Annotated in this window: 11 protein-coding genes and 1 pseudogene; 7 read left to right on the top strand and 5 right to left on the bottom strand. The window is 39.1% G+C overall.

Translation table 11 applies throughout. The features are described from left to right. The first annotated feature begins 15 nt into the window (after positions 1–15). The 6 genes and pseudogenes from GY23_RS10285 to GY23_RS10265 all read left to right on the top strand — a co-directional run bounded on the left by GY23_RS10285 (position 16) and on the right by GY23_RS10265 (position 5,564). Positions 16–1,608 (top strand): Na+/H+ antiporter NhaC family protein, encoded by a 1,593-nt coding sequence (locus tag GY23_RS10285; protein ID WP_084544105.1) that lies wholly within the window; start codon positions 16–18, stop codon positions 1,606–1,608. A gap of 61 nt (positions 1,609–1,669) precedes the next feature. After that, positions 1,670–2,335, top strand: a complete 666-nt coding sequence (locus GY23_RS10280) for a FadR/GntR family transcriptional regulator (protein ID WP_245827638.1) — start codon at positions 1,670–1,672, stop codon at positions 2,333–2,335. 448 nt (positions 2,336–2,783) lie between these two features. Then, entirely contained in the window at positions 2,784–4,115 is a 1,332-nt protein-coding gene (locus GY23_RS10275; RefSeq protein ID WP_075619132.1) for an FAD-containing oxidoreductase, read from the top strand. A 40-nt stretch (positions 4,116–4,155) separates the two neighbouring features. Next, a pseudogene (locus GY23_RS18750) lies at positions 4,156–4,266 on the top strand (hypothetical protein); the annotation flags it as partial. Between the two features lie 173 nt (positions 4,267–4,439). After that, positions 4,440–5,063 carry a trimeric intracellular cation channel family protein gene (locus tag GY23_RS10270; RefSeq protein WP_075619131.1) on the top strand — a complete coding sequence of 208 codons (624 nt, stop codon included), beginning with the start codon at positions 4,440–4,442 and terminating at the stop codon, positions 5,061–5,063. Between the two features lie 267 nt (positions 5,064–5,330). Next, on the top strand, positions 5,331–5,564 hold the full coding sequence (locus GY23_RS10265) for a hypothetical protein (RefSeq protein ID WP_075619130.1): 234 nt from the start codon (positions 5,331–5,333) through the stop codon (positions 5,562–5,564). A 24-nt stretch (positions 5,565–5,588) separates the two neighbouring features. On the opposite strand, the gene qoxD is transcribed toward GY23_RS10265, so the two are convergent. The 4 genes from qoxD to qoxA all read right to left on the bottom strand — a co-directional run bounded on the left by qoxD (position 5,589) and on the right by qoxA (position 9,519). Continuing rightward, positions 5,589–5,870: a cytochrome aa3 quinol oxidase subunit IV gene (qoxD, locus tag GY23_RS10260; RefSeq protein WP_075619129.1), complete on the bottom strand. Its 282-nt coding sequence runs from the start codon at positions 5,868–5,870 to the stop codon at positions 5,589–5,591. Position 5,871: 1 nt separating this feature from the next. Continuing rightward, positions 5,872–6,468 carry a cytochrome aa3 quinol oxidase subunit III gene (qoxC, locus tag GY23_RS10255; protein WP_075619128.1) on the bottom strand — a complete coding sequence of 199 codons (597 nt, stop codon included), beginning with the start codon at positions 6,466–6,468 and terminating at the stop codon, positions 5,872–5,874. Further along, a complete protein-coding gene (qoxB, locus tag GY23_RS10250) occupies positions 6,465–8,414 on the bottom strand; it encodes a cytochrome aa3 quinol oxidase subunit I (protein WP_075619127.1) in 1,950 nt (649 codons plus the stop codon). The genes qoxC and qoxB overlap by 4 nt, the downstream gene beginning before the upstream one ends. A gap of 181 nt (positions 8,415–8,595) precedes the next feature. After that, entirely contained in the window at positions 8,596–9,519 is a 924-nt protein-coding gene (gene qoxA, locus GY23_RS10245; protein ID WP_075619126.1) for a cytochrome aa3 quinol oxidase subunit II, read from the bottom strand. Between the two features lie 421 nt (positions 9,520–9,940). On the opposite strand from qoxA, the gene GY23_RS10240 reads away from it, so the two are divergent. Further along, positions 9,941–11,386: a GMC oxidoreductase gene (locus GY23_RS10240; RefSeq protein ID WP_245827637.1), complete on the top strand. Its 1,446-nt coding sequence runs from the start codon at positions 9,941–9,943 to the stop codon at positions 11,384–11,386. A gap of 99 nt (positions 11,387–11,485) precedes the next feature. Here the strand turns inward: GY23_RS10240 and GY23_RS10235 are convergent, their stop codons facing one another. Further along, positions 11,486–12,262: a 3-hydroxybutyrate dehydrogenase gene (locus GY23_RS10235; protein WP_075619124.1), complete on the bottom strand. Its 777-nt coding sequence runs from the start codon at positions 12,260–12,262 to the stop codon at positions 11,486–11,488. Positions 12,263–12,559 lie beyond the last annotated feature (297 nt).

The following is a 12,559-nucleotide window of genomic DNA, read 5'->3' as shown; positions in this document are numbered from 1 at the left end:
TTTCTAAAGAGTCGGGTGGGTACGAAATGTGTTGCAATCAAAACGAAAAGGGGAATTAACTTGGAAGGTACGATTTTATCACTGTTACCGCCAGTCATTACGATTGCATTAACAATTTTAACAAAACGGATTGTTTTGTCCTTAGGGGTAGGGATTTTGTTCGGCGCCTTGACGGCAAATAGCTGGAACATTACCGGATCCGCCGGAACCATTTGGGAAATTGCACTCTCCGTGTTAGGTGAAGGTTGGATTTTGCTATTAGTGTTGCTCATTGGAGCATTGAATGCACTCATTTATATTTCCGGGGGGGTAAAATCCTTCGCTGAGTGGGCGATAAAGAGGGTGAAAACACCATTCCAGGCTCAGTTGGTCGCACTAGTGTTAGGTTTCTTCTGTTTCTTCGATGATGCGTTCAGTTGTTTATTCCGTGGAAGCTTGGTTCGCCCGGTGACGGACGAGCATAAGGTATCACGTTCGAAGCTGGCTTACTTGCTTCACTCGACATCGGCCCCAGTCATCATCATCACGCCGTTCTCTGCGTGGGCAGGTTTCATTGCTGCGCTGATTGGTACAATTTTAATTGATAACAACATTACCGAGTATGGTGCTTATCAGACGTACTTGATGACCATCCCAACAAACTATTATGCAATAACAACGATTCTTCTTGTGTTCGCTGTAGCATACTTCAAATTGAACATCGGTCAAATGAAGCGCGATGAAAAGCGTGCTTCTGAAGAAGGGATTCTGTTTGATACATCCAGAGGGGTAGTCCCTGGTCAAGAAGAAGGTGCTCTGAAGGTTCAACCAGGAGGTCGGCTTCGAGACCTAGTCATTCCTGTTGTAACGTTAGTTGGTTTGACGTTGATCTTTGCAACGTATATGGGGATTGTGAATACAGAAGGTACTATTACGCCTCTACAAGTATTGATGAATACTGACGTCATTCTTGCACTTGTGTATAGTGCAGTAATTGCTGTTGGGGTTGCGATCATCAGTTTATTCAGCAGAAAGATTGCTGGAAACGAAGTGGCAAAGGCAGTAGGTTCTGGAATGAAGGCTGTACTTCCAAGTGTAACAATTCTTTTCTTAGCTTTGATGACAGCAAATGTCATCAGTCTGTTGGGTGTAGGACAATATTTGGCATCTCTAATCAATAACAACATGTCCCTTGCATGGTTGCCTGTAATTTTCTTCGTCTTATCGGCATTCATGTCATTTTCAATGGGAAGCACATTCGGTACATTCGGACTCATGCTACCAATAGGTGCTGAGATTGTGGCGATTATCGATGTAACGTATTTGATTCCGGTATTTGGTGCAGTTTTGGCAGGCTGTATCTTCGGTGAACACAGTTCTCCTCTATCTGATACAACGATTCTTGCTTCAATCGGTGGAGGTGTGCATATGATGGACCACCTGTTGACGCAGATGCCTTATGCCATTATTTCAAGCGTAGTATCAATTGTAGGGTATGTAACCCTCGGTTTCACGAAGAGCATTACTGTCGGGTTCATTGCTACATTGGTAATGTTGATTGTTATGATTTTCTTGTTATTCAGAGCGAATAATCGAACGGTCGGCAAAGGAAGTGGCGCGACCGTTTAAGTTAGGATAGGTGATTCTGTTGATTGAGCCGGTGAAGAGATTGAAAGTCGGAGACCATATAGTGAACCAAATAAAAGACCTGTTCTTAAGCGGACACTTGAAGGCGGGAGATCGCCTTCCACCAGAGCGGGATATGATGGATATGTTCGAAGTCGGACGGACGACCTTACGTGAGGCGCTCAAAGGATTGGAATCAATCGGACTAATTGAGCGCTCACCGAAAGGTACTTTCATTTCCACAAACTTCAATAATGCCTACGCCGAATCGCTGGTCTATCAATTCTACGTATCCGAAGCTGAGTGGGATGAAATCTACGAAGCTCGGAGGATGATTGAGAAAGAAATGGCTTATCTCACAGCGCGGCGGTCAACGGAAGAAGAGTTGGCAGGAATTCGAATGACCGTCGAACTGATGGAAAAAGCTGTTTTGTCGGGTGACCAGGCTAACTATGTAGAGTCCAACGTCCTTTTTCACGAGCGGATAGCTAATGCTGCGGGAAATAAAGTACTTCTGGATATCTATCATTCCATCAGTAACTTAGTAGTCCAATCACAAAAGGTGCTTGGCATGCACCAGGAACAAACACTGGTCAAGAGTGTCATGAAGGATTCATTAGAATACCACCAGCAAATTTGTAAGGCACTGGAGGGGCGGAACGCTGAAGCAGCTCGTAAGTTGATGGAGGAGCATATAGGGATTGTTCAAGGGTATTTTAAGAAGGCATAAAGAAGATGCATCTCGTCTGAGGTGCATCTTTTTTTGAGGAGAATTTAGGGTGGTGAAGTAGTTCGGTTTTTTAACGGATTCAAGATCCCAAAGCTACCACATCTAAGCAATGTGCCTAGGTCTGCTCTGCTGATTTAATATGTTTTCTTATGGAGTAATAAAGGTTGATGACTTTCTACTCCGGATGTTATGTCAACTATATTCATTGCTTCATGAAAACTACATAAAATACCCATTAGTTGCCTTGGGACTTACCAATGCTATCCCAGCCAATGTTTCAGACTATAGACAAAGTTGGATACTATCGACTTCGTTTCAAGTCTTTTTGTTTATGATGCTTACCTCATCCATTAACAAGAAAACCGTTTGCTTACACCCCTTTAGGGTAAAGCTTATAGAAAACAAAATGTATATCCGAAACGACTTAAAGACGGAAAGGTGATTATTTATGATAACTTTTGATGCCCTCATTATCGGGTTTGGCAAAGCTGGCAAGACATTGGCCGGGGAACTTGCGGCAAAAGATTGGAAAGTGGCGCTGGTTGAAAAAGATTCTAAAATGTATGGCGGGACTTGTATCAATATCGCTTGCATCCCAACCAAAGTACTCGTCCATGATGGCTTGCACCAGGTGCCTTATGCAGATGCAATTGAACGGAAAAACGAAGTCGTGGAAAAACTCCGGAACAAGAACTACAAAAGCCTCGCAAATAATAAGCAGGTCACCATTTTCAATTCCACCGCAAAATTCCGCTCCGACAAAGAAGTTGAAATCACAGTTGACGGGCAGCAAGAAGTATTGACCGCTGAACATATCTTCATCAATACTGGCGCAACGAGCATTGTCCCACCGATCAAAGGAGATATCAAGTCGGATAAGGTCTACACCAGCACGACATTGATCGAACGGAAACAATTACCCGGAAAATTGGCCATTATCGGTGCCGGCTATATCGGCCTTGAATTTGCTTCAATGTACAATAATTTCGGTGCAGATGTCACATTGATTTCACCAGATGAAGAATTATTGCCCCACGAAGATCGGGAAATTATTGCCGAAATGCAAAAGGAAATGGAAATAAAAGGGATCCGCTTCATCTTCGGCAATCACGCCGAAGAAATAACGGAAAGCAGAAAAGACTCAGTCACTGTGGTTTTGTCAAACGGAGAAAACCTCAATACGAATGCGGTATTGCTTGCAACCGGCCGAAAACCGAATGTGGAACATCTGGGCCTTGAGAATACTACGATTGTACTGACAGAAAGAGATGCCATCAAAGTGGACGACCATCTCGAAACTACAGCAAAGAATGTCTGGGCGCTCGGTGACGTAAAGGGTGGCATGCAATTTACCTATATCTCACTCGACGACTCCCGCATCGTGATGGATAGCCTTTTTGGGGGGAAACAATATTCGCTAGCCAAACGGAAAAACGTTCCCTACTCTGTCTTTATCGATCCGCCTTTGTCGAGAATCGGATTAACGGCGCAAGAAGCAAAACAACAAGGTTTCGACATATTGGAAGGAAACCTCTCGATTGTGGATCATCCACGAGCGCATGTCATCAATGACTTGCGTGGAATCTTCAAAGTCGTCATCGATAAAAAAACAGATCAAATTTTAGGTGCTAGCTTATTCGGTCCGGAGTCTCCCGAATTAATCAATCTGGTGAAACTGGCGATGGATTTGAATGCTCCTTATACCTTCCTGAGAGACCAAATTTACAATCACCCAGTGATGAGTGAAACATTTAATACCCTATTCGATATCAACGTATGAGCGGAGCGGTTATGGGCATAACTTTTTTACTGACCTTACTTATACAATCATCGTCATCGTTGGATTTGCACTATTTGGTCTTGGACTTGGATTATATGCAACTCCAACGACAGATACATCAGTATCGAATGCTCCTGTTGACAAAGTCGGTGATGATGCCCTTATCGTGGTAGCAAACAGTAGGATATGTTGTTTGCGGTTATTATGAGTTAGATTAGAAAAAAGGATAGACTTGTTAGTTTGGTGTGGAATAGATGTCCACAGGCTTTGGTGTATTACGATTGAGTTTTTGACTATGGGACTATTGGGAAAGGAGGGTGCGCTTTGATATGGGACATTCTTAACATCATTGGTACCCTTGCTTTCGCTATAAGCGGTGCCCTTATCGCAAGGGAAGAAGATTATGATGTATTAGGAGTTTACTTTTTAGGGTTTACGACAGCATTCGGAGGAGGTCTTGTTCGCAATCTATTAATTGGAATACCTATTGAAAACATTTGGAAGCAAGATTATTTATTTGAATTTGCCTTTTTAGCTATTACCAGCGTTTTTATCTGGCCGAATAAATGGATTGGCCATTTGAAAAAGGGTGTGGTATTTTTTGATGCGATTGGTTTGGCGGCATTCGCCATTCAAGGTGCAAACTATGCGGTTTCGATTGATGCACCATTCATTGCCGTAATCGTAGCAGCTACCATGACAGGAGCAGGTGGTGGGATGATACGCGATATATTTGCAGGTCGAAAACCAATGATTTTCCGTTCGGAAATTTATGCCTTATGGGCAGCATTTGCGGGTTTTATCATTGGTTTAGATTTGATACGTGGACCCTATGCGACAATTTTTCTCTTAATCGTAATCGTTTTCTTTAGGATTTTATCAGTCTACTTTAAATGGAATTTACCACACAACATTCAAAATGATAATAATAGAAGTTTGGATAAATAAAAAAATCCACCCTTTTTGCAGGATATATATCTTGGAAAAGTTCAACGATCTTTAAACAGTTGTATTTATGGGTGGTTAACGTTTCCTTAAAGTAATGAGATGGATCCTAAAGTAGGTCATCAAGAACTTGATTTTGCGATTGCCTAAGTGATGATTATTTACGGTATAGTCCATAACCCCTTCATTTCTTGTTCACAAAACAGTCATAATTTGTTTGACAATATTGTGAACGAGGTGAATAATATAATAAAGGGAAGGGTGGTTAATATGGAATCAAATTCAAAAATGTTACAAGTTACAAGCTATATAGGTAGCGCACTATTAACTGTAGGAATTGTGATTTTTTTATATGGCGCTTTTGGAACTGGTTTAACTACTACAATTGGAATAGGTATTGGAACTGTCATGGGAGCTGTGTTTGTTTTTTTAATGGGTATTTTTCTTGTGGTTACAGAGGAAATGATTTTGAATTCTAGAAGTTGCAAAAAAGAGAGCGTCTAATAAAAGACACTCTCTTTTCATTTTTTACATATCCCAGACCATGACTAATAATGTACCGAAGATTGTAATTAAGGCAATAAGTACTCCGTAATATATATTAGTGTAAATTGACTTTTTATCATTTGTCTCTCCAGCATGCATGAATACAACTATTTGAAGACCAGCTTGTATAAATGCTGTCAGGAGAAGAATAGTCATGCCTAACGAGAATGACATATCAGTGAAGTAAGCTATTAGTGCCACTGCCGTGAGTACTAAAGAAAATACAAAGCCCATTACTTGTTTTAAAGGGAATAATTCTTTCATATTACATCATTCCTTTCAAGTAGATGAAGCTAAATATAAATATCCAAATGATATCTAAGAAATGCCAATATAGTGAGAAGATAAATGATTTATTGGCTGTTTCTGGCGTCAATCCACGTTTTTTAATCTGAATAAGGATAAATAATCCCCAGACTAAACCAAATGTTACATGTAAACCATGTGTTCCCAGTGTAGTTAACAGAATGGCAGTGAATGCACTTGTTTGTAAAGTTGCACCTACATGAACATAGTGTATAAATTCATATATTTCGAAGCCTAAAAATCCAGCACCCAGTAATAGGGTGATTGAAAAAAAGATCATCATTGCCTTTTTGTTACCTAACCGCATAGCATGAATCCCGAGACCAATAACGAAACTACTCGTTAAAAGTAAAATTGTTTCAACTAAGACTGGTGAGATCTCAAAAATTTCTGCACCAGAAGGGCCATTGCCTATACGATTTTCTAAAGTGAAATATGCAGTGAAAAGCGTTGCGAATAGCATGATTTCAGCACCTAGGAATATCCAAAAACCTAAGATTTTCAAGCTATTTTCTTCCGTACTATATTCAAGCGGAAGCGAGTTATCTACCTTCATTTTTTAGCACCTCGCAATTTTGCTTCAGTTTCTTCAATTTCCTCAACGGAGATATAGCGACCATGATCCTTTTCGAATGAACGATAAGTCAGACAAGCCAAAATACCGATCAAGGCGATAATCGCCACAGGCCATATGCTGAATACCATAGAGAATCCAAACACAAAGAAAATACAACTCATAATAAACGGTAACGGACTGTTATTTGGCATATGAATTTTTTCGATTTTACCTTTAAATAATTCATGTCCTTTTTTCTTGGAATCCCAAAATGCTTCTGTTGATGCTACTTCGGGAATAATTGCAAAGTTATATTCTGGTACTGGAGTGTGAGTAGCCCATTCAAGCGAGCGTGCATCCCAAGGGTCACTACCAATATCTCTAGAAGCATATCGAATACTATAGTAAATATTGTAAACAAGTAAAGCAAACGCAACTGCCATAATTGCAGCACCGATAAATGAAACCATATTTAACGTACTAAAACCAGTTGATTCAGAGTACGTATACATACGTCGTGCTTGACCATCTAATCCAGTAATATACATTGGTATAAAGGCTAATACAAAGCCGACTGAAAGTAGCCATGCAGTCCATTTACCCAGTTTTTCGTTTAGCATGAAGCCAAACATTTTAGGCCAGTAGAAAGTTAAACCAGCTATCATAGCGTAAACAACTCCAGGAATAATTACGTTATGGAAGTGGGCAACCAAGAACATTGTATTATGATATTGATAATCTGCAGCTGACATCGCGAGCATAACTCCTGTAACTCCACCTAATGTGAACAAAGGGATGAAGAGTATGGAGTATAACATTGGGGTTGTAAATACAATCTTCCCTTTCCAAAGCGTGAATAGCCAGTTAAATATTTTAACCCCGGTCGGAACAGCTATCGCCATTGTGGTGATAGAGAATATACTGTTAGTAAGTGGTCCTTGACCCATTGTAAAGAAATGGTGAGCCCAGACGAGAAATGAGAATATTGAGATGACGACCATAGATGCAACCATGGATTTATAGCCATAGAGATTACGACGTGCAAAGGTTGAAATGATCTCACTATACAGACCGAATGCAGGTAAGATTAAGATATACACCTCAGGATGTCCCCAAACCCAGAACAAGTTCGCCCATAGCATATCCATACCACCATTGTCAGTTGTAAAGAAATTAGTTCCGAATAGTCGATCCATTGTTCCCATTGCAAGAAGAACTGTTAAGACTGGGAAAGCGAAAACAACTATGACATTAGCAATAAATGCCGACCATGTGAACATTGGCATTTTCATTAATTTCATACCAGGTGCTCTCATTTTAAGAATAGTAGTTATAAAGTTTATACCAGTCATTAATGTACCCATACCAGCTATTTGAATAGCTATCATATAATAATTCGTACCTACTGATGTACTGAATTCATTGCCTGCAAGTGGGAAATAAGAAGTCCAACCTGAATCAGGTGATCCACCTACTACAAAGGACATATTAAATAGCATTGCACCCATAAAGAATAACCAGAAACTAAGTGCATTTAAACGAGGGAATGCTACATCACGAGCTCCAATTTGTAACGGAATAAGATAGTTAAAGAAGAACGTGATGAACGGCATAGCCATAAATAGGATCATGACGATCCCGTGTGTAGTGAAAACTTCGTTATAATGCTGTGAATCTAGAAATGTGTTATCAGGCATTGAAAGCTGATAGCGCATCATTATTGCATCTACTCCACCACGGAATAGCATAAGTAGAGCAACTATTAAATACATAATACCAATTCGCTTATGATCTACTGTAGTTAGCCATTCGCGCCAAAGGTATCCCCATTTCTTAAAGTAAGTGATTCCTACGACTACGGCTATCATTGCTATAGCAATAGAAACCATTGCTCCGTATATTAAAAAGCTTGGATGTGGTACGGCAAAGCGATTAAAGAAATCCATACTTTTGTAGCTCCTTTCAGGAATATGTTGCTTGTATCTTGAAGATTTAAGTTGGCAAGATTGTCTAACTTAAGCTTGCTGTTTTCCCCTCGAGGGAATAAGAATAATTGGTGAAAAACTTCAATACTCAATTATTCGTTTTACTCCTGTCGGGGCGGACAGATCTGTAATCGATTACTGATTAATGATTGTCATGATTTGTTTGCTTTCCAGATTCATGATCTGTATGATCTTCTTGTTTTGGTTCTTCAACTTCAGAATCAGTTGAGCCATGGTCATGTTCAGGAGCTGGTGAGAACTCTAAGTGAGTACCAGTATAAGTTGAACGACCAAGATGTCCTGGCTCTAATAACTCTTCAAATTTTTCATCTGTAAGTGGGTCAGCTGTTTCATGTACTTCGTCTACCCATTCATCAAAATCAGCCTGAGACATGGAAGTAACTTCAAATGTATTTTCCGCAAATCCAGCACCGCTGAAGTTTGCATTTCTACCCATAAATTCACCTTCTGCATCAGCTGCTAAATGTAAAGTAGTGACCATATCGGACATAGCATACTTTTGTCCACCCAATTGTGGAATCCAGAAGCTAGTAATTGGTCCATAGGAATACAATTTGAATTCAATTGCACGGTTTGCAGGAATGTATAAGTAATTAACTGTTTCGATATCCTGTTCGGGATAACTAAAATGCCATTTCCAGTTTGAAGAAGAAGCGTAAATGACAATTGGTTCTTGATCCTCATATCCTGCAGGAGTTGCCTCTACTTTATAGTTACTTTCCACAGAAACGATTGAAAGGAAAATAACGATAATAATTGGAATCCCAATACAGATTGCTTCTACAAGAGGACTTCCTTCAATATGTGGTGGTTCGTAATCTTCACTTTGATTAGAAGCACGGTATTTAATTAAAACAAATATTAATATCGCTAAAACGACAATGACTATAGCTGACATAAGCCAAATGGAAAGCATAATATCATCAGCCTGCGTTTTTGCTTGAGGACCTTTCGGATCTAAAACTAGCAATGGTTCACAACCAGCTAACACAGTGGCAATCGTACAAACTATCGTTAAATACATTAACTTCATTTTTATTCTCATAGTTGAACCCCTTTCTAATCTATTCATATATACATAGCTGTTTAGAGAAACGAAAAGCAAACAGATGTTTTCTCTCTGTGCCTCTATCATATTCTCGAAAATTAAATAAACATACCGATAAAATCTTACTTCACACAATGTTCATTAAGGTATGAACAAATTAACATAGTTCCGTTACACATTTGTGAACTTTAAAGATATATGTAAAAAATATACATATATACCATAGGATTGAATGAAAAATGTCCCAAAACAATTTTATATTGTTCTGGGACAAGACATTCTTTTATAGAAGAAACTCATGGGAAAAGAGTTAGGAAGTTCTTTGAAAAATTGTTTTTAATTATTGTCATTCAGGACAAACAGTAGAACATACCTTAAAAAGGATGTGAAATGTGAAGGGGTGTGCACGTCTACTGTGGTGAAATATAAGAATAATTGGATTCCAACCAAAACACTTGAAGAAATGGCAGGGACAAATTACGATGTTCTCATTGTGGGAAGCGGTCCTGGTGGAGGAGCGACCTTGCAGAGGCTTTGTGAACTGTGGAAAAATCAAGGTGCGAAAAAAATTGGAATTATTGAAATGGGAGATAAGTTATTTCATTCTCATTCACTTAACATCCCTACGCAGAATGTATATACTGCGAGAGACGAACTACTACCTGATAATTCAACTCCGATTGGTGAACGTTTACCACAATTTTCAGGAGCCAGAATGGTATACGCTCTTGGGGGAAGGTCATTATTTTGGAATGCGGCAACTCCAAGACCAATTCGAGAAGAGCTAAATAAATGGCCGATTCATCCTCGTGAAATTAATGTCTATTACGGGATGGCCGAGAAATTATTGCATGTAACAAACGATTATGCCAAGGGTTCATCATTGCAAAATACTCTTTTAAAGAGGCTCCATTCAGGTGGTGTACTCGAAGCAAATGATATGCCAGTTGCTTTTGACATGACACCTTCCGGACAAGGGGAAGTCCATTCAAATCCTTGGTTCAGTTCAATTAATGCGCTAGCTGCAGCCCTTTTTGATCGACCATATGATCTCGCTGTAAATGCCTTTGCCTCTCGAGTAATTGTTGAAAATGGAAAAACAGTTGGTGTGGAAGTATTTTCCTCGGATAAGAAAGCTCACATTATTCGGGCGAAAAATGTAGTAGTGTCTGCGAGTACTTTAGAGACTCCACGTCTATTGCTTAATTCTGGAATTCGGGGACTTGCTATTGGCCGTTATTTAACAGGGCATGTGTCCATCATCGCGGTTGGAACAATAAGTAGAAGTCAGTTTTCTGATAAACTCGGCAATTTATCTATTTTGAAATTTGAAACAAGGGAGTCTCCATATCAAATTCAAATTTTGGGTCCAGATCAATACTTTTCATACCAGCAATTTGAAGATAAAGTGCTAAAAGATACTCTTGGGGTCGCATACGCTGCCTTTGGTAGGGTTGAGCCTCGGGCTGAGAATAGAGTGTACATTGACCCATCTACAAGGGATGAATTTGGTGTACCTTTACAACAAGTTCAATATTCTTTAAGTAATAAAGACCGTCAAGTAGCTGAACAAGTTAAGCAAGGAATTATCCAATCTGCTGCCGCAATGGGAGTTACTTTAGATACTTCTTCTCTAACTCTTCGTCCACCTGGAAGTGACATGCACGAGGCTTCCACTTGCAGAATGGGTGACGATCCAAATACTTCAGCTACAAATCGCCACGGTCAGATACATGGTGTTCAAGGTTTATTCGTAGCTGACAACAGTGTTCTTCCTTCACTGACTGCAGCTGGACCTGTTCTTTCCAATGTTGCTTTAGCTATAAGGTTAGCAGATCACATTGTTCGTCAATCAGGGGAATAGTTCATTCTTTTTACCAAATCTATTTTTGTTCTGAAATAAAAAGTGAACCTTTCTGTCAATAAGTTATTTGACGGAAAGGTTCACTTTTTTATTTTTCAGTTATTGAGCTGTGTAACCACCATCAATTACAACAGCTTGCCCTGTAATACTCTTCGCTTTGTCACTTGCTAAGAACAATGCATAGTCAGCAATTTCACTAACATCTAATAAACGTTTTTGAGGAACTAAAGGAAGAAGAACTTCTGCTAATACATCCTCAATAGGTACATTACGAGTTTTGGCTAAATCAGCCATTTGCCCACGAACTAATGGAGTATCTACATAGCCAGGCGCAATCGCATTTACTGTAATGCCATGTTCAGCACCTTCTAATGCAGCAACTTTTGTTAAACCAATTACTCCGTGTTTTGCACTATTGTATGCTGCTTTACCTGCAAATCCGATTAAACCGTTTATTGAAGCAATGTTAATAACACGTCCAAATCCTTGTTCTTTCATAATTGGGAAGACTGTTTTTGTAAGAATGAAAGGAGCAGTCAACATGATTTTTATCATCAATTCGAATTTTGCTGTTGGAAATTCTTCGATTGGTGATACATGTTGTAAACCAGCATTGTTAATCACGATATCCACGCGACCATAAGTTTTTTTAGTTTCAGCGACTAAATTTTGAAGTTCTTCTTCATTTGTTACATCTGCTTTGATACCAATTACTTCATAACCAAGTTTTTTTAGTGATTCGGCCGATTCTTGTACCACTTCGTTATTAATGTCAGAAAGTACAACTTTTGCACCATCTGCAGCAAAATGTTTCCCGATTTCAAATCCAATACCACGTGCAGAACCAGTAATAATAACAACTTTATTTTCAACCATAATTATATTCCTCCAATTTAAATTTAAATTTTTATGTAAATCGGTTCTATTTATTAAACTAAACCGATACCTCCCATTATGATACCAATAATTACTGCAATTGTTCGTATTAAAAAAGCTACTATAAATTCATAGGGAACCAACTCTTCACAAATTCAACTGATCCACTCATTAATGCTACAACTCCAGTAGCTAAAGGAGCTACCCAAATAATGGACCATCCTAAATAAGCTAAAGCCATTAATAGTATTAAAACAACAACTATATTTAATAATTGAAATTACCTCATTTCAATTG

It is taken from the genome of Paenisporosarcina indica (assembly GCF_001939075.1).
Taxonomy (GTDB): Bacteria; Bacillota; Bacilli; order Bacillales_A; family Planococcaceae; genus Paenisporosarcina; species Paenisporosarcina indica.
The sequence above is the reverse complement of the archived record's forward strand: the minus strand, read 5'-3'. Positions and strand labels throughout refer to the sequence as shown.

Coding starts and splice junctions, on each gene's coding strand:
- qoxD (WP_075619129.1), bottom strand. CDS start 5,870: ATGAAAGAATTATTCCCTTTAAAACAAGTAATGGGCTTTGTATTTTCT.
- qoxB (WP_075619127.1), bottom strand. CDS start 8,414: ATGGATTTCTTTAATCGCTTTGCCGTACCACATCCAAGCTTTTTAATA.
- GY23_RS10235 (WP_075619124.1), bottom strand. CDS start 12,262: ATGGTTGAAAATAAAGTTGTTATTATTACTGGTTCTGCACGTGGTATT.
- qoxA (WP_075619126.1), bottom strand. CDS start 9,519: ATGAGAATAAAAATGAAGTTAATGTATTTAACGATAGTTTGTACGATT.
- GY23_RS10275 (WP_075619132.1), top strand. CDS start 2,784: ATGATAACTTTTGATGCCCTCATTATCGGGTTTGGCAAAGCTGGCAAG.
- qoxC (WP_075619128.1), bottom strand. CDS start 6,468: ATGAAGGTAGATAACTCGCTTCCGCTTGAATATAGTACGGAAGAAAAT.
- GY23_RS10265 (WP_075619130.1), top strand. CDS start 5,331: ATGGAATCAAATTCAAAAATGTTACAAGTTACAAGCTATATAGGTAGC.